The 16,576-nt window shown below is 47.6% G+C and carries 15 protein-coding genes; all 15 read left to right on the top strand.

Annotation, left to right across the window (positions count from 1 at the left end; translation table 11 throughout):
• The first annotated feature begins 30 nt into the window (after positions 1 to 30).
• The 15 genes from BKB51_RS06330 (at position 31) to BKB51_RS06260 (ending at position 16,570) form a co-directional block, all read left to right on the top strand.
• On the top strand, positions 31 to 651 hold the full coding sequence (locus BKB51_RS06330; RefSeq protein WP_085900294.1) for an NADH-quinone oxidoreductase subunit C: 621 nt from the start codon (positions 31 to 33) through the stop codon (positions 649 to 651).
• A complete protein-coding gene (locus BKB51_RS06325; protein ID WP_085900293.1) occupies positions 651 to 1,829 on the top strand; it encodes an NADH-quinone oxidoreductase subunit D in 1,179 nt (392 codons plus the stop codon). Before BKB51_RS06330 ends, BKB51_RS06325 begins: the two co-directional genes overlap by 1 nt.
• A complete protein-coding gene (gene nuoE, locus BKB51_RS06320; RefSeq protein WP_047763578.1) occupies positions 1,826 to 2,431 on the top strand; it encodes an NADH-quinone oxidoreductase subunit NuoE in 606 nt (201 codons plus the stop codon). Before BKB51_RS06325 ends, nuoE begins: the two co-directional genes overlap by 4 nt.
• Positions 2,431 to 3,723 (top strand): NADH-quinone oxidoreductase subunit NuoF, encoded by a 1,293-nt coding sequence (nuoF, locus tag BKB51_RS06315; RefSeq protein WP_085900292.1) that lies wholly within the window; start codon positions 2,431 to 2,433, stop codon positions 3,721 to 3,723. Before nuoE ends, nuoF begins: the two co-directional genes overlap by 1 nt.
• Positions 3,724 to 3,732: 9 nt before the next feature.
• Complete coding sequence (nuoG, locus tag BKB51_RS06310; RefSeq protein WP_085900291.1) at positions 3,733 to 5,799, top strand: NADH-quinone oxidoreductase subunit NuoG; 2,067 nt, start codon at positions 3,733 to 3,735, stop codon at positions 5,797 to 5,799.
• Positions 5,792 to 6,823 carry an NADH-quinone oxidoreductase subunit NuoH gene (nuoH, locus tag BKB51_RS06305; protein WP_085900290.1) on the top strand — a complete coding sequence of 344 codons (1,032 nt, stop codon included), beginning with the start codon at positions 5,792 to 5,794 and terminating at the stop codon, positions 6,821 to 6,823. Before nuoG ends, nuoH begins: the two co-directional genes overlap by 8 nt.
• Before the next feature lie 56 nt (positions 6,824 to 6,879).
• Positions 6,880 to 7,368 (top strand): NADH-quinone oxidoreductase subunit NuoI, encoded by a 489-nt coding sequence (nuoI, locus tag BKB51_RS06300; protein WP_046505088.1) that lies wholly within the window; start codon positions 6,880 to 6,882, stop codon positions 7,366 to 7,368.
• A 73-nt stretch (positions 7,369 to 7,441) separates the two neighbouring features.
• On the top strand, positions 7,442 to 8,056 hold the full coding sequence (locus tag BKB51_RS06295) for an NADH-quinone oxidoreductase subunit J (RefSeq protein WP_085900289.1): 615 nt from the start codon (positions 7,442 to 7,444) through the stop codon (positions 8,054 to 8,056).
• A 2-nt stretch (positions 8,057 to 8,058) separates the two neighbouring features.
• Positions 8,059 to 8,370: an NADH-quinone oxidoreductase subunit NuoK gene (gene nuoK, locus BKB51_RS06290; RefSeq protein ID WP_046505092.1), complete on the top strand. Its 312-nt coding sequence runs from the start codon at positions 8,059 to 8,061 to the stop codon at positions 8,368 to 8,370.
• A 7-nt stretch (positions 8,371 to 8,377) separates the two neighbouring features.
• On the top strand, positions 8,378 to 10,309 hold the full coding sequence (nuoL, locus tag BKB51_RS06285; RefSeq protein ID WP_085900288.1) for an NADH-quinone oxidoreductase subunit L: 1,932 nt from the start codon (positions 8,378 to 8,380) through the stop codon (positions 10,307 to 10,309).
• A 5-nt stretch (positions 10,310 to 10,314) separates the two neighbouring features.
• The gene (locus BKB51_RS06280; protein WP_085900287.1) at positions 10,315 to 11,841 is read left to right on the top strand and encodes an NADH-quinone oxidoreductase subunit M; all 1,527 of its coding nucleotides are present in this window, start codon (positions 10,315 to 10,317) and stop codon (positions 11,839 to 11,841) included.
• A gap of 13 nt (positions 11,842 to 11,854) precedes the next feature.
• Complete coding sequence (gene nuoN, locus BKB51_RS06275; RefSeq protein ID WP_085900286.1) at positions 11,855 to 13,309, top strand: NADH-quinone oxidoreductase subunit NuoN; 1,455 nt, start codon at positions 11,855 to 11,857, stop codon at positions 13,307 to 13,309.
• 4 nt (positions 13,310 to 13,313) lie between these two features.
• Complete coding sequence (locus BKB51_RS06270) at positions 13,314 to 14,081, top strand: biotin--[acetyl-CoA-carboxylase] ligase (RefSeq protein ID WP_085900285.1); 768 nt, start codon at positions 13,314 to 13,316, stop codon at positions 14,079 to 14,081.
• 14 nt (positions 14,082 to 14,095) lie between these two features.
• Positions 14,096 to 14,872, top strand: coding sequence for a type III pantothenate kinase (locus BKB51_RS06265; RefSeq protein WP_085900284.1), 777 nt, complete (start codon positions 14,096 to 14,098; stop codon positions 14,870 to 14,872).
• A 12-nt stretch (positions 14,873 to 14,884) separates the two neighbouring features.
• The gene (locus BKB51_RS06260) at positions 14,885 to 16,570 is read left to right on the top strand and encodes a ribonuclease J (RefSeq protein WP_085900283.1); all 1,686 of its coding nucleotides are present in this window, start codon (positions 14,885 to 14,887) and stop codon (positions 16,568 to 16,570) included.
• The last annotated feature ends 6 nt before the right edge of the window (positions 16,571 to 16,576 follow it).

The following is a 16,576-nucleotide window of genomic DNA, read 5'->3' as shown; positions in this document are numbered from 1 at the left end:
TTCAGGCATTCCTAAATACTGGTGAACTATATGAATCAGGCTTTACTGGACTTGGGCGATTATATCGCCACTACCTTGGGAGAGGCGGTAACTGGATCTGAGCTTATAAATGACGAACTTGTCATTTGGGCAAAGTCAGATACCCTTCTTGAGGTTATAAAGTTCCTAAGAGACAATCAAAACTGTCAGTTCAGACAGCTGGTAGAATTGACGGCAGTCGATTACCCTAGCAGAGAAGACCGTTTTGAGCTTGTTTACTGTCTTTTATCTCTTACTCACAATCAGCGTATTAAGATTAAGTTTTCAACAAGCGATGAAACGCCTGTTGAATCTGTAACAGGGCTGTTCAGTTCTGCGATTTGGTACGAGCGTGAAGTATGGGATATGTACGGTATCTTCTTTGCCAACCATCCGGATTTGCGCCGCATGCTTACCGATTATGGTTTCGAAGGTCATCCGCTGCGCAAAGACTTCCCGCTTACTGGTTATGTTGAAGTCAGGTACGACGAAACGCAAAAGCGTGTTGTCTATGAACCTGTGAAACTGACGCAGGAATTCCGGAACTTCGATTTCTCTAGCCCGTGGGAAGGTATTGTGAACCTGCCGGGTGATGAGAAAGCCGAACAGGAAAATGAAGAGGGGGCTGCTTAATGGCTGAAGCAACGATTAAGCCGCTTACGCTGAACTTTGGTCCTCAGCATCCGGCTGCGCACGGTGTTCTTCGTCTCGTTATGGAAATGGATGGCGAGATTATCGAACGGGCAGATCCGCATATTGGTCTGCTGCACCGTGGCACAGAAAAGTTGATTGAATATAAGACCTACTTACAGGCAATTCCTTATTTTGACCGCCTTGATTATGTTGCGCCGATGAACCAGGAGCATGTTTTTGCTCTTGCTGTTGAAAAGCTGCTTGATATCGAAGTGCCAAAGCGTGGTCAGTATATCCGTGTTCTCTATTGCGAAATCGGACGTATTCTAAATCACCTATTGAATATCACGACCTTTGCGATTGACGTTGGTGCGATGACACCGATCCTTTGGGGCTTTGAGCAACGTGAAATCCTGATGGAATTCTACGAGCGTGCTTGTGGTGCCAGACTACACGCTGCCTACTTCCGTCCGGGTGGTGTGCATCAGGATCTTCCGGCCGGATTGCTGCCAGATATTTCAGAATTCTGTGATAACTTCCCGGCCTTTATTGATGACCTCGAAGGTTTGCTGACTGAAAACAGAATTTTCCGTCAAAGAACAGTTGATATCGGTGTTATGAATTTTGACGAAGCGATGGATTGGGGTCTTTCCGGTCCTATGATCCGTGGTTCCGGTATCGCATGGGATCTGCGTAAATCACAACCTTACGATTGTTATGATGAACTGGATTTTGATATTCCAGTTGGGAAAAACGGTGATTGTTTCGACAGATATCTTGTTCGTGTCGAAGAGATGCGTCAGTCCCTGCATATTATGAAGCAGTGTATTGAGAAGATGCCTGAAGGGCCTGTTCTTGCGCCAAATCATAAAGTAACCCCTCCGCGTCGTGATGATATGAAACGCTCTATGGAAGCGTTGATCCATCACTTCAAACTTTATACAGAAGGTTTCCACGTTCCTGCTGGTGAAACTTACATCGCGGTCGAAGCTCCCAAGGGAGAGTTCGGTGTTTATCTTGTCGCAGACGGATCAAACAAACCATACCGCTGTAAAATCAAAGCACCGGGATTTGCGCATCTAGCTGCCATGGATTATATGTGCCGCGGGCACATGTTGGCTGATAGTGTCGCTATTCTGGGTTCAATGGATATCGTCTTCGGCGAGGTTGACCGATGAAAACCAGTAGTTTTCCAAAAGCCAAAACAGGCGACTTTAAGTTTACCGAAGAAAACCTTCGTGAAGCAGAAAAGATTGTTGCCAAGTACCCTGAAGGCCGTCAGGCCAGTGCGATCATCAGTCTATTCTATATCGCGCAAAAACAGAACGACGGCTGGCTACCGCCCGAAGCAATTGAATACGTTGCTGAATATCTTGAAATAGCGCCAATTCGAGCACATGAAGTTGCAACCTTCTATACGATGTTTAACCTCAAGCCTGTTGGTAAGTACTTTATCCAGGTTTGCCGGACAACACCGTGCTGGTTGAACGGATCAGACAACATTCTGAAAGCGGCAATGGATAAAATTGGCGTTAGTAAAGTTGGTGACGTCAGTGAAGATGGTCTTTTCTCGGTTGTTGAAGTTGAATGTATGGGCGCTTGTTGTAATGCGCCAATGGTTCAGATCAATGATTGGTATTATGAAGATCTTTCGCCAGAACGCATGATGGAAATCGTTGAAGAACTTCGCGCAGGTAAAGACGTTCCGATCGGATCTCAAATTGGCCGTCTTACTTCTGCACCAGAGGGTGAGCGTACAACCCTAAAAGGGGGTGAATGATGCCACTTCTAGAAGATAAAGATCGTATTTTCCAAAACCTTTACGGACAGGATGATTGGGGCCTTGAAGGTGCCAAGAAACGTGGCATTTGGATAGATACTAAGGATCTGGTTGCTCTTGGGCGCGAAGAGATTGTCAATCGTATGAAAGACTCTGGCCTGCGTGGTCGTGGTGGCGCGGGTTTCCCGGCTGGCATTAAATGGTCTTTCATGCCGAAAGAAGATCCAAGTCGTCCAAGCTATCTGGTCGTTAATGCCGATGAATCCGAACCGGGGTCCTGTAAAGACCGTGAGATCATGCGTAATGATCCACATACACTTATCGAAGGCTGTTTGATTGCTGGCTTCGCAATGGGTGCACATACGGCCTACATTTATATTCGCGGTGAGTACTACTTGGAATCCACACGGCTCGAAGCTGCTATTGAGCAGGCTAGAACTGATGGATTGCTGGGTGACGATGCCTGTGGTTCAGGATGGGCATTTGATGTTCATGTTCACCGCGGTGCTGGTGCGTATATCTGTGGCGAGGAAACAGCCCTTCTGGAAAGTCTGGAAGGTAAAAAAGGCCAACCTCGTCTTAAGCCTCCATTCCCGGCGGCCTGTGGTCTGTATGGATGTCCAACGACTGTGACCAATGTGGAAACAGTTGCTGTGTCGCCGACCATTTTGCGCAGAGGTCCTGATTGGTGGAAGCAGTTTGGCCGTGAAAATAATACGGGTACAAAGATTTTCTCTATCTCTGGTCATGTGAACAAGCCGTGTAACGTCGAGGAAGCGATGAGCATTCCTTTGCGTGAGCTTATTGAAAAGCATGCTGGTGGTGTTCGTGGTGGTTGGGATAATCTACTTGCAGTTATTCCCGGTGGATCATCGGTTCCTATGCTGCCAAAGCATGTATGCGATACCATGACCATGGATTTTGACGCTTTACGCGAAGCGGGATCCGGTTTGGGAACCGCGGCGGTTATCGTCATGGATAAATCTACCGATGTTGTCGAAGCGATCTGCCGACTTTCACATTTTTATCAACACGAAAGCTGTGGTCAGTGTACGCCATGTCGCGAAGGAACGGGCTGGATGTTCCGTCTTATGCAGCGCATGGTTCGCGGCGAAGCTGATGTTGAAGAAATCGATATGCTTTGGGATGTTACCAAGCAGGTAGAAGGTCACACGATTTGTGCGCTTGGCGATGCTGCAGCTTGGCCGATCCAGGGCTTGATCCGGAATTTCCGTCCGGAACTCGAGCGTCGGATTAACGAATACAAGCAATCGCGCCAGGCAGCGGAGTAGGAGAGACTGATGCCAAAGTTGACGATTGACGGTAAAGAGATTGAAGTCGCAGACGGCCTGACAGTTCTTCAGGCTTGTGAACTTGCGGGGGCAGAAATTCCACGTTTCTGTTACCACGAACGTCTTTCCGTTGCCGGTAATTGCCGGATGTGTCTGGTCGAAATGGAACGTGCGCCAAAACCGATTGCATCCTGTGCGATGCCGGTGGGTGAGGGCATGGTTATCAAGACCGATACCGAGGTTGTTCAAAAAGCCCGAAAAGGGGTGATGGAATTCCTTTTGATCAACCATCCGCTTGATTGCCCTATTTGCGATCAGGGTGGTGAATGTGATCTTCAGGATCAGGCCATGGCTTTTGGTCTTGATCATGGACGTTATAAAGAAAGCAAACGCGCGGTTACTGAAAAATACATGGGACCGTTGATCAAGACGATCATGACCCGCTGTATTCAGTGTACACGTTGCGTGCGTTTCTCGACCGAAGTTGCGGGTATTGAAGAAGTTGGCCTTTTAAATCGTGGTGGTCATGTTGAGATCACGACATTGGAAAAGGCAGTTAACACTGAACTGTCGGGTAATCTGGTTGATGTGTGTCCTGTCGGTGCACTGACATCCAAGCCTTATGCGTTCAATGCCCGTCCATGGGAATTGAAAAAGGTAAATTCCATTGATGTGATGGATGCTGTTGGATCCAACATTCGTATCGATGTTCGTGGTCGTGAAGTTCTTCGTGTTCTTCCACGTATCCATGAAGATGTGAACGAAGAATGGATCACAGATAAAACCCGTTACATTACTGATGGATTGAGCCGTCAGCGTATTGATCGCCCCTATGTCCGTGTTGATGGCAAGTTGAAAGTAGCATCCTGGGATGAAGCTTTTGCCGCAATCAAAGGGCAGTTGTCTTCTCTTAAAGGGAGTGAAATTGCGGCGATTTCCGGTGACTTGAACGACGCTGAATCAATGTTGGCTCTGAAAGATTTCATGGCTAACTTGGGGTCTGAAAACATCGATTGTCGTCAAGACGGCGCCAAGCTGAGTGCTGATGATCGCTCGACGTACCTCTTTAACAGTTCTATTGCCGGGATCGAAGACGCTGACGCTGTTCTTCTTGTAGGAACAAATCCACGTTGGGAAGCTGCGCTTATCAATGCACGTCTTCGTAAACGCTTCCTGGAAGGTGGCTTTAAAGTCGGCATGATTGGTGAAGCTGCTGACCTGACCTATGAGTATGAGTATTTGGGCGCAGGCCCAGATACCTTAAAAGAAGTTACATCTGGTAAAAACTCTTTTGCTGATGTGCTGAAGGATGCCAAAAAGCCAATGATTATTGTTGGCATGGGGGCGTTGACCCGTGATGACGGTGCTGCGGTTCTGGCTGAAGCAAAAGCGATTGCTGATAAATACGGTCTTGTTCAGGACGACTGGAATGGTTTCAACATTCTGCACGCAGCGGCTTCTCGAGTTGCTGGCCTGGACCTTGGCTTAGTACCGGGTAAGAAGGGTGTGGATGTTGCAGGTATTCTGGATGGTGCTGAAAAAGGATCGATCAAAGCTGTTTACCTCTTGGGTGCAGACGAGATTGATACTTCCAGACTAAAGAATGCTTTCGTGATTTATCAGGGGCACCATGGCGATGCCGGTGCATCTGCTGCGGATGTGATTCTACCGGGTGCGGCCTATACCGAGAAGAACGGTACCTATGTAAATACCGAAGGCCGTGTTCAATTGGGGCGCTTAGCGACTTTCCCGCCGGGTGAAGCAAGGGAAGACTGGACAATTCTTCGTGCATTGTCAGAACAGGTTGGTGAGGCTTTGCCTTATGATAACCTCGGGCAACTTCGTCAGAGAATGATTGACGTTAATCCTGTCTTTGCGGCAATTGATCAGGTCTCAACAACTGGTTTGGGTGACGTTGCGAAGAGTAAGAAAAAGCTGTCTTCCGATCCTTTCACAAGTAACATCAAGAATTTCTATATGACTGATCCGATCAGCCGTTCATCTGAAACGATGTCTGCCTGTACAGAGCAATTTGTACTGGGTAAAGAGCAGGGAGCTACTGGAACAAATGGTTGAATTCTGGGAAGGATACGCTCTGCCAACGATCATGATCGTTGCGCAAATTATGGTAATCGTCGGTCCTTTGCTGATCGCCGTTGCCTATCTTACGCTGGCGGAACGTAAAGTAATCGGTGCGATGCAACTCCGTAAAGGGCCAAACGTTGTCGGACCTTTCGGTGCATTGCAACCTTTTGCGGATGCAGTCAAATTGATGATGAAGGAAACCATTCTTCCTTCGGGATCGAACAAGATCATCTTCATCATGGCACCAATGCTAACCTTTATCCTTAGCCTTGTTGCCTGGGCCGTTATTCCTTTTGGTGAAGGTCTGGTGGTTAGTGATATCAACGTCGGTATACTCTACCTTTTCGCGATTTCATCACTGGGTGTTTACGGTGTGATCATGGCGGGCTGGGCTTCTAACTCGAAGTACCCTTTTATTGGTGCCCTTCGTTCTGCAGCTCAGATGGTGTCATACGAAGTTTCCATGGGCTTGGTGATCATTACCGTTCTTTTATGCGTAGGATCATTGAATCTGTCGGATATCGTGATGGCGCAAAAGGGCGATTACGGTCTTCTGAATTGGTATGCATTCCCGTTGCTGCCGATGTTTGTGATCTTCTTCATTTCCATTCTGGCTGAAACAAACCGTTCCCCATTCGATTTGCCGGAAGGTGAGTCTGAAATCGTGGCTGGTTTCATGGTTGAGTATTCTTCCATGAGCTTCGCGCTGTTCTTCCTTGGGGAATACGCAAACATGATCCTGATGAGTGCGATGGCTGCAATTCTATTCCTTGGAGGCTGGTTGCCGCCGTTGGATATTGCGCCGCTGAACTGGATACCTGGTCCGGTGTGGTTCTCATTAAAGATTGCAATGGTTCTTTTCTGTTTCCTTTGGGTTCGAGCCACATTCCCGCGCTTCCGTTATGACCAACTGATGCGTTTGGGGTGGAAAGTCTTCCTGCCGTTCTCCCTGTTATGGGTATTCCTGACGGCTGGTGTACTGATTAGCTTTGATCTTTTACCAGTTGCTCAATAGGGGATCTGGTGATGGAAAAGAAAATAATAAAAAGAAATATGGAGAGATAGAGGACGATGGCTTTTATGAAAAACCCAGTCCGCAGTCTTCTTTTGACCGAACTGCTTTCCGGTATGGCCTTGACGCTTAAGTACTTCTTTAAGCCAAAGGTTACCCTTAACTACCCCTACGAAAAAGGGCCGATTAGCCCGCGTTTTCGTGGAGAGCATGCTTTGCGCCGCTACCCGAATGGGGAAGAGCGTTGTATCGCTTGTAAACTGTGTGAAGCTATTTGCCCGGCACAGGCGATTACAATCGAAGCTGAGCCGCGTGATGACGGCAGCCGCCGTACAACACGCTATGACATTGATATGACGAAGTGTATCTATTGCGGATTTTGCCAAGAGGCTTGCCCGGTGGACGCTATTGTCGAGGGACCAAACTTTGAGTTTGCGACTGAGACACGTGAGGAGCTTTTCTATAACAAAGACAAGCTGCTCGAGAATGGCGACCGTTGGGAAACCGAAATTGCGCAGAACATCGCGTTGGATACTCCTTACCGCTAAGAGCTTGGGATAAAAAAGTGTTTATGAAAAAAATCATATGCCAACACCAGGCCTATAAAGAAAGGGTAGCCAAATGATTATTCAGGCTCTCGTCTTCTATCTATTTGCAGCAGTTGCCATTGCTTCGGCAGTTATGGTGATTTCTTCGAAGAACCCGGTTCATTCGGTTCTGTTCCTTATTCTCTGCTTCTTTAATGCGGCTGGTCTTTTTGTCCTGATGGGGGCTGAGTTCCTCGCGATGATCCTGGTGGTTGTCTATGTCGGGGCTGTAGCCGTTCTCTTCCTGTTTGTTGTTATGATGCTCGATATCAATATCGAACGCGCACGACAGGGCTTTAAGCAATATCTGCTGATTGGCGGTTCTATTGGTCTGGTTCTCTTTTTGGAACTTGTCCTGATCCTGTCTTCATCATTCACAGCACCTGATGTTGTTGCTACGGCGGCTGTGCCAATTCCGGATATGGACAGCGTCCATAATACGCGGGCTTTGGGGCAGGTGCTTTATACTAAATACGCATATCTCTTCCAGGCGTGTGGTTTGATCCTGTTGGTTGCGATGGTCGGAGCTATTGTTCTGACACTCCGTCAGCGAGACGGTGTTCGTAAACAGGTTATTTCTGATCAAATCAATCGTAGCCGTGAAGAGTCCGTTGAAATCAAAAAAGTATCCAGCGGGAGTGGAATCTAACCATGTTAGAAATTGGTCTAGCCCATTACCTGGTTGTCGCGGCTGTTCTGTTTACCCTGGGCATCTTTGGTATCTTTCTGAACAGAAAAAACGTCATTGTTATTATGATGTCCATTGAGCTTATGCTCTTGGCCGTGAACATCAATTTTGTGGCTTTCTCTACCCATATGGGTGATCTGGTTGGTCAGGTCTTCGCCGTATTTATTTTGACGGTTGCTGCTGCTGAAGCGGCGATCGGTCTGGCGATCCTGGTTATCTACTTCCGTAATCGCGGGTCAATCGCGGTTGAAGATATCAACATGATGAAGGGCTAATCCGACGATGGAAAACTTTATAGTCTTTCTCCCTCTGTTAGGTTCGTTTATTGCTGGCCTTTTTGGTAAGTGGATTGGCGATCGCGGAGCACAAGTGGTAACCACTGGTCTATTGCTTGTATCAGCTGTTTTATCATTCGTTGTTTTCTTTGATGTCGCCATCGATGGAAACGCGAGAACAACGCTTTTGTTTACATGGATTAATTCTGGTGATTTCCAGCTATCCTGGGCGTTGAAAGTTGACACTCTTACTGCCGTAATGTTGATTGTTGTTACTGTTGTTTCGTCAATGGTGCATCTTTATTCAATCGGCTATATGTCCGAAGACAAGTCAATTACGCGTTTCTTCTCGTACCTGTCCCTTTTCACCTTCTTCATGCTGATGCTGGTTACCTCTGATAATCTGGTTCAGATGTTCTTTGGTTGGGAAGGTGTTGGTCTGGCATCATACCTGTTGATCGGTTTCTGGTATGAAAAGGCTTCGGCTTGTTCGGCAGCGATGAAAGCGTTTTTGGTTAACCGTGTTGCTGACATTGGCTTTGCCCTTGGCATTATGGGTGTTTTTGTCCTCTTTGGTTCTGTCAATTTTGCTGAAATCTTTCCTCAGGCGGAGGGACTATCAACAGCTCAGTTCACATTCCTTGGTTATGAAGGACATGCCCTGACGATTATTTGTCTGTTGCTCTTTGTTGGCGCGATGGGGAAATCAGCTCAGCTTGGTCTTCACACATGGTTGCCAGATGCGATGGAAGGTCCAACACCTGTTTCTGCGCTTATTCATGCGGCGACGATGGTGACAGCGGGCATCTTCATGCTTTGCCGTTTCTCGCCTGTGTTTGAATATGCACCTGCTGCGCTTGAAGTTGTGACCTATGTTGGTGCGGGAACAGCCTTCTTTGCGGCGACAATTGGCCTGACACAATTTGATATCAAGCGGGTAATTGCCTATTCAACCTGTTCTCAGCTTGGCTATATGTTCTTTGCGATTGGTGTATCGGCTTACGGTGGTGCGATTTTCCACCTGATGACACACGCTTTCTTTAAAGCGCTGTTGTTCTTAGGTGCTGGCTCTGTCATTCACGCCATGCATCACGAACAGGACATGCGCAAGATGGGTGGTATCTGGAAAATGATCCCGGCGACCTATCTTCTGATGTGGATCGGGTCAATTGCCTTGGCGGGTATTCCACCGCTTTCAGGATACTTCTCGAAAGATCTTATCCTTGAAGCTGCTTATGCTGATCATTCACCGCAGGGCATGTTTGCCTTCTGGGCGGGGACAGCTGCTGCCTTTATGACAGCGTTCTATTCCTGGCGTTTGCTGATCATGACTTTCCATGGCAATCCACGGGCTGACGAACACACCATGAAGGGCGTTCACGAATCACCAATGGTGATGATGATCCCGCTTCTTGTTCTCGGTGTTGGTGCTCTCTTTGCAGGATGGTTGGGGTACAATTATTTCGTCGGCGATGTGAAAGCTGAGTTCTGGGGCGATGCTATCTTTGTTCTCGCCGGTAATGATACGGTTGAAGCGGCACATCATGTTCCGACATGGGTTAAGCTCGTACCACTTGTCGCTGCGATCAGTGGAATTGTACTGGCATATGTGTTCTATATGTTTGTGCCAAGCCTTCCGGCGACTTTCGTGTCGATCATCAAACCAATCCATACTTTTGTTTACAGAAAATGGATGTTTGACGAACTCTATGACTTCCTCTTTGTTCGTCCCGCCATCAAGATTGGTCGCTTCCTCTGGAAATCTGGGGATGGTGCTGTAATTGATGCTTACGGACCTGATGGGGTGAGTTCTCTTACACGCATACTTGCGGGTAAAGCGAGCCGTCTGCAAAGCGGATATGTCTATCACTACGCATTTGCCATGTTGATCGGGGTCGTTGCCCTGGTTACCTGGTACATCGTTTCCAACGCAGGTTAAGGGCTATGCAAGATCATATTCTCTCAATTGTGACCTTTGCTCCCTTGCTGGGTGCGCTGATTATTCTTCTTATCCGGGGGGATAGTGAAGAGGCTGTTGCCAAAAACTCACGCTGGGTTGCTCTCTGGGTATCCGGGGTGACTTTTGCAGTCTCTCTTCTTCTCTGGACTAATTTTGAACGCGGGACTGCCGAATTCCAGTTTGTAGAAGAAGTTGAATGGATGCCATCACTTGGCCTGTCCTATCGGATGGGTGTCGATGGTATCTCTGTTCTGTTTGTTCTGCTTTCAACACTTCTGACGCCTATTTGCATTATCTCTTCATGGGCTGCTGTGAACAAGCGTGTGAAGGAATACATGGTTTCTTTCCTTATCCTTGAAACCATGATGGTCGGCATGTTCTGTGCGCTTGATATTGTTGTCTTCTACATCTTCTTCGAAGGTGTGTTGATCCCGATGTTCCTGATCATTGGTGTCTGGGGCGGGGCGCGTCGTGTTTATGCGGCTTTCAAACTGTTCCTCTACACGCTGGCTGGATCTGTACTTATGCTGGTTGCCATTCTGGCAATGTATTCCTTTGCAGGTACAACCGATATCACGACGTTGATGACAACGACTTTTCCGTCTGAAATGCAAAAGTGGTTATGGATTGCTTTCTTTGCATCCTTCGCGGTGAAAGTTCCGATGTGGCCTGTTCATACGTGGTTGCCTGATGCACACGTGGAAGCACCAACAGCTGGCTCAGTGATCCTTGCGGGCGTTCTCTTGAAAATGGGGGCTTATGGCTTCCTGCGTTTCTCGCTTCCTATGATGCCTGAAGCCTCTGTGTACTTTACACCGTTGGTCTATACGCTTTCTATTATTGCGGTGATCTATACATCACTTGTCGCCTTGGCACAGGAAGATATGAAAAAGCTGATCGCTTATTCTTCTGTTGCACATATGGGCTATGTGACCATTGGTATTTTTGCGGCGAACCAGCAAGGTATCGAAGGCGCTATCTATCAGATGCTGTCACACGGTGTTGTCTCTGCTGCACTCTTCCTTTGTGTTGGCGTTGTCTATGACCGCATGCATACACGTATGATCGCGGCCTATGGTGGCGTAGTGGATAAGATGCCTGTCTATGCCCTGATGTTCATGGTCTTTATGCTGGCGTCAGTCGGCTTGCCGGGAACAGGTGGTTTTGTCGGTGAGTTCCTTGTTCTTGTTGGTGCTTTCAAGGCGAATACCTGGGTTGCTGCTCTGGCTGCGACAGGGATGGTGTTGGGCGCTGCTTACATGTTGTATCTCTATCGCAAGGTTATTTTCGGGAAACTGGAAAAGGACGATGTGAAAGCGCTTCTGGATCTGAACTGGAGAGAGAAGGCAGTCTTTGCACCTTTGATTATTCTGACACTATGGATGGGTATTTATCCACCAAGCTTCCTGGATATCATGTCTGCATCAGTAAGTAATCTTATCACTAACTATGAGACTGCAATCGCAGCCTCGAATGCCGCGCCGATGTTTGCGCAGGTCTTTGGTCAATAGAGGGGCTATCAAGATGATCACAACAGATCTATCAATGGCATTGCCCGAGATTTTCCTGGCATGTTCTGCAACGGTGCTGCTGATGTACGGTGCTTATGCTGGCAATAAAACGGCTGGTTTTGTTTCCGCTTTGTCAGTTGCTGTCATTGCCGTCGCTTTTGGGTTGATTTTCTTCGGAGATCAAAAGCAAGGGCTGGCATTTGGCGGTCTCTTTGTTGTTGATGCCTATGCAAATTATATGAAGCTTGTTGCTTTGACTGCATCCGGCTTTGGTATTTTGATGACCCAGCGTTTTGTTGAACGCGAAGGCATGGCCAGATTTGAAATTCCTGTGCTGATGGTACTGGCGACGCTTGGCATGATGATGATGATTTCATCAAATGACTTGATGTCACTGTATGTTGGTCTGGAACTTCAGAGCTTGGCACTTTATGTCATTGCTGCCATTCGTCGTGAGAATTTGCGATCTTCAGAAGCAGGCTTGAAGTACTTTGTACTTGGTGCCTTGTCTTCCGGTATGTTGCTCTACGGTTGTTCCATGATCTATGGCTTTACCGGTACTACAGACTTTGACACGCTGGGAACTGTTATTTCCGGTCTTGTGGCTGGCGATCAATCTCCACAGGTTGGTCTTGTTGTTGGCTTGGTCTTTGTTTGTGCTGCTATCGCGTTCAAGATTTCTGCAGTACCATTCCACATGTGGACACCGGATGTTTACGAAGGTGCACCAACACCTGTGACAGCCTTTTTCGCATCAGCCCCAAAAGTTGCGGCCATCGCTCTGTTTGCCAGATTGCTAAGCGATCCATTTGGATCGTTGGTTGCCGAATGGCAACAGATTATTGTGTTTGTGGCGCTTGCGTCCATGATTTTGGGTTCTCTTGCTGCAATCAAGCAGACCAATATCAAACGTCTTATGGCCTATAGTTCCATTGGTAATATTGGGTATGCCTTGGTTGGGTTGGCTGCTGGAACGCAGGCGGGTGTTGAAGGTCTTGTTATCTACATGACCATTTACATCTTTATGAATATGGGGACTTTCGCCTGCATTCTGAGCATGCGCCAGAAAGGCAATATGGTCGAAGGCATCGATGATCTCAAAGGCTTAAGTAAAACAAGTCCGGCGATGGCACTGGCCTTGACCATCTTCATGTTCTCTATGGCAGGTATTCCGCCATTGGCTGGCTTCTTTGCCAAGTATGTGGTCTTTGCTGCTGCTGTGGATGCCGGACTGACAACCTTGGCTGTGATTGGTATTCTGACGTCTGTAATCGGGGCGTTTTATTATCTCCGTATTATTAAAGTCATGTACTTTGATGAGCCAAGCGGATCTTTCGACAAGCCCATTGGTGCCGAAATGACACTGGTACTGACAGTGACAACTGCCTTTGTCGTGTTCTTTATTCTGTTCTCATCACCAATTATGGATGGTGCAGCAGTTGCTGCTTCGGCTCTCTTTGCCGGGTAACGATATGACAGAGGGAACTTCATCCCTTGTAATCCCGTCTTCTTTTTCAGTGATCTGTAAAGAAGAGGTTGGCAGTACAAATGATGAGGTTCGCCTTCTTGCTGAACAAGGGGCCCAAGACGGAACAATCGTCTGGGCCCTTCGTCAATCTGCAGGGCGGGGACGACAAGGGCGCACATGGGTTAGTCCTGTCGGTAATCTCTATTTTTCGACACTTTTGCGTCCCGAAAAATCTATTGCCGAAGCTGCCAATCTGAGTTTTGTCGCCTCTTTGGCTTTGTCAGATGCCATTCGCAAATTAGATATAAAACTTGTCCCCGGGTTAAAGTGGCCAAACGATGTTTTGCTTTCCGGGAAAAAGGTGTCTGGTGTCCTGCTCGAGAGTAAGGCGGATCGTGCAGGTAAACTTGATTATCTGATCATGGGGGTCGGGGTTAATCTGGAGCACTATCCGGATGACGCCCGCTATCCTGCGAGCAGTTTGCGTGAGCAGGGGCTTTCAGCTGATGTTAAAGCTGATAAATTATTGGAAAGCTTTATCAATAGTTTTGACGCCAGATACAAACTATGGAAAAAAGAAGGCTTCGATAGTGTGCGGTCAGCTTGGCTGGATCAGGCACATGGTTTAGGTGAAAAAATTTACGTCAGGCTTCCCGGCGAAACACTTTCCGGACGCTTTGTGACCATCGACAGAGATGGTGCCCTGGATTTGGATCTGGAAAATGGCAAACAGCGTTTGGTTACTGCAGGGGACGTCTTCTTTGCTTCTTGAAACCGAGACAGACAATGCTGCTTGTTATTGATTCAGGTAATACAAATGTGGTTTTTGCCGTTTATGACGGGCATGATCAAAAGGGCTATTGGCGCGCGACCAGCGACAGTAAAAAAACGGCTGATGAATACGCCGTCTGGTTAACGCAGCTAATGGCGTTGAAAGGCCTGGAGCCAAAAGACATAACGGGCGCGATCCTTGCTAATGTCGTTCCTGCGTCAAACTACAACCTCAAGACACTGTGCCAGAGTTATTTTTCCTGTACGCCCCTAATGGTCGAGTTAGGTAAAATTGACCTGGGGTTGAAAGTAAATATTGATCAACCGGAACAAGCGGGGGCCGACCGCCTTGTGAATGCTGTGGCCGGGTACCAACGTTATGGTGGCAACCTGATCCTGATTGACTTTGGGACAGCCACGACCTTTGATATTGTTGGTGCCGATGGTGCCTATGAAGGGGGCGTTATTGCGCCCGGCGTTAATCTATCTATTGAGGCGCTTTATATGGCATCTGCAAAATTACCCCGAATAGATATCAAAGCCCCTTCGCAGGTAATCGGTAAAGCAACAGTCCCTGCCATGGAATCCGGTATCTTCTGGGGCTATATATCTATGGTCGAAGGCATGGTACAACGCATCCGAGACGAGTATGGCTCCCCGATGAAGGTTATTGCAACCGGTGGCTTGGCGCAGTTGTTTGATACGGCGACAGATGTCATTGATCATATTGATAAAGATGTAACGCTACGTGGCTTGATCGCCATCTATGAATTAAATAGTCAAAAGACTTAAGTTAGGTAAGAAATGCGTAAAGCGGTTGTCGCTAAAAAAGACGAACTCTTTTTCCTGCCCCTTGGTGGTACAGGTGAAATTGGAATGAACCTGAACCTCTATGGCCATAATGGTAAATGGCTGATGGTGGATTTAGGAATTTCCTTTGCCGATGGGGCTCGCTACCCGGGTATTGATGTCATCATGCCGGATCCGACTTTTATCGAGGAGCAGAGGGAAAACCTCGTCGGTTTGGTTCTAACCCATGCGCACGAAGATCACATTGGCGCCGTTCCACATTTATGGTCTGAACTGCGCTGCCCGATCTATTGTACGCCTTTTACCAAGTCGATGGTTTATTCCAAGTTGGTTGAAGCAGGTATCGAAGACGAAGCCGAGATTACGGTTATTCCAGTTGCAGGTACGTTTACGGCGGGGCCATTTGAAATTGAATTGGTTTCCATGACCCACTCTATTCCGGAACCGGCTTCTCTGTTGATCAGAACGGCATGTGGTACGGTTTTCCATTCCGGTGACTGGAAGTTTGACCCTGAACCTCTGGTTGGGCCGCACTATGACAAGAAACGTCTTCAGGCGTTGGCTGACGAAGATATTCTGGCGATGATCAGTGATTCGACCAATGTCATGTCTAACAGTGAATCCGGATCTGAAGCGTCTGTTCGCAACGGGCTTGTCGATGTTATTGCAAAATGTACAGGCCGGGTTGCTGTAACGTGTTTTGCGAGTAACGTTGCAAGGGTTGAATCCGTTATGAAGGCGGCAGAGATTTGTGGTCGTCGTGTTGTTTTGCTTGGGCGCTCCATGCACCGGATATATGCTGCGGCCCGTGAAAATGGCTATCTAAAAACAGTTGCTCCTTTGCTTTCAGAGGACGAGTTTTCCTATATGCCAAAGAGCGAGGTTCTTGTTCTTTGTACGGGTAGTCAGGGCGAACCTCGCTCTGCGCTGTCACGTTTATCAAAGGATGGCTTCAAACATGTATATCTGGAAGAGGACGATACGATTATCTTCTCGTCCAGAATAATTCCGGGAAATGAGACATCAATTTTCAGATTGCAAAACAATCTGGCTGAACTGGGTGTTCGGGTGATTACTGATCGGGACGAACATGTCCATGTATCCGGTCACCCCGGGAAAGAAGAGGTCCGCAAGCTTTATGAATGGGTGCAACCCAAAGTTTCTGTGCCTGTTCATGGTGAAGCGCGACACTTGCGTGCCCATGCTAAATTAGCGGCAGAGTGTGGTGTTAAAACCCAGATCGTGGCAAAGAATGGCGATCTCATTCGTTTGGCACCGGGTAAGGCAGAGAAGATTGCTGAAATAACCTCTGGCCTCTTGGCGATAGAAGACCGTCGTCTTATTCCAATTGATAGCCCGATTATCAAAGCGCGTCAGAAAATGATGTATAACGGATCTGCGGTTGTTTCGCTGGTTATTGATGAAGCAAACAAGCTGGCAGATACGCCTCAGCTGACCGTTCAAGGCGTTCTTGATCTTGATGAAGAGTTTGAGGATTTTGAAGACGCAATTGACTATCTGAAAGATATCATAGGTACGCTCAAAAAATCTGAGATGAAGAATGATGTGATCGTACGCGAAGTTGCCATTCGCGCTGTCCGACGTCATTTTAACAAGCTCTACAGCAAAAAGCCTGTCACGGATGTACATATTGTCCGACTAGCTTCCTATCTGAATTAAAAGGGA

Source organism: Kiloniella majae (assembly GCF_002118315.1).
In the GTDB taxonomy this organism is placed as follows: domain Bacteria; phylum Pseudomonadota; class Alphaproteobacteria; order Kiloniellales; family Kiloniellaceae; genus Kiloniella; species Kiloniella majae.
Note: the sequence above shows the minus strand (reverse complement) of the source record. Positions and strands in the feature narration are given on the sequence as shown.

Excerpts from the sequence above, each read along its gene's own strand:
- BKB51_RS06330 (WP_085900294.1), top strand. The coding sequence starts at position 31 with ATGAATCAGGCTTTACTGGACTTGGGCGATTATATCGCCACTACCTTG.
- BKB51_RS06325 (WP_085900293.1), top strand. The coding sequence starts at position 651 with ATGGCTGAAGCAACGATTAAGCCGCTTACGCTGAACTTTGGTCCTCAG.
- nuoE (WP_047763578.1), top strand. The coding sequence starts at position 1,826 with ATGAAAACCAGTAGTTTTCCAAAAGCCAAAACAGGCGACTTTAAGTTT.
- nuoF (WP_085900292.1), top strand. The coding sequence starts at position 2,431 with ATGCCACTTCTAGAAGATAAAGATCGTATTTTCCAAAACCTTTACGGA.
- nuoG (WP_085900291.1), top strand. The coding sequence starts at position 3,733 with ATGCCAAAGTTGACGATTGACGGTAAAGAGATTGAAGTCGCAGACGGC.
- nuoH (WP_085900290.1), top strand. The coding sequence starts at position 5,792 with ATGGTTGAATTCTGGGAAGGATACGCTCTGCCAACGATCATGATCGTT.
- nuoI (WP_046505088.1), top strand. The coding sequence starts at position 6,880 with ATGGCTTTTATGAAAAACCCAGTCCGCAGTCTTCTTTTGACCGAACTG.
- BKB51_RS06295 (WP_085900289.1), top strand. The coding sequence starts at position 7,442 with ATGATTATTCAGGCTCTCGTCTTCTATCTATTTGCAGCAGTTGCCATT.
- nuoK (WP_046505092.1), top strand. The coding sequence starts at position 8,059 with ATGTTAGAAATTGGTCTAGCCCATTACCTGGTTGTCGCGGCTGTTCTG.
- nuoL (WP_085900288.1), top strand. The coding sequence starts at position 8,378 with ATGGAAAACTTTATAGTCTTTCTCCCTCTGTTAGGTTCGTTTATTGCT.
- BKB51_RS06280 (WP_085900287.1), top strand. The coding sequence starts at position 10,315 with ATGCAAGATCATATTCTCTCAATTGTGACCTTTGCTCCCTTGCTGGGT.
- nuoN (WP_085900286.1), top strand. The coding sequence starts at position 11,855 with ATGATCACAACAGATCTATCAATGGCATTGCCCGAGATTTTCCTGGCA.
- BKB51_RS06270 (WP_085900285.1), top strand. The coding sequence starts at position 13,314 with ATGACAGAGGGAACTTCATCCCTTGTAATCCCGTCTTCTTTTTCAGTG.
- BKB51_RS06265 (WP_085900284.1), top strand. The coding sequence starts at position 14,096 with ATGCTGCTTGTTATTGATTCAGGTAATACAAATGTGGTTTTTGCCGTT.
- BKB51_RS06260 (WP_085900283.1), top strand. The coding sequence starts at position 14,885 with ATGCGTAAAGCGGTTGTCGCTAAAAAAGACGAACTCTTTTTCCTGCCC.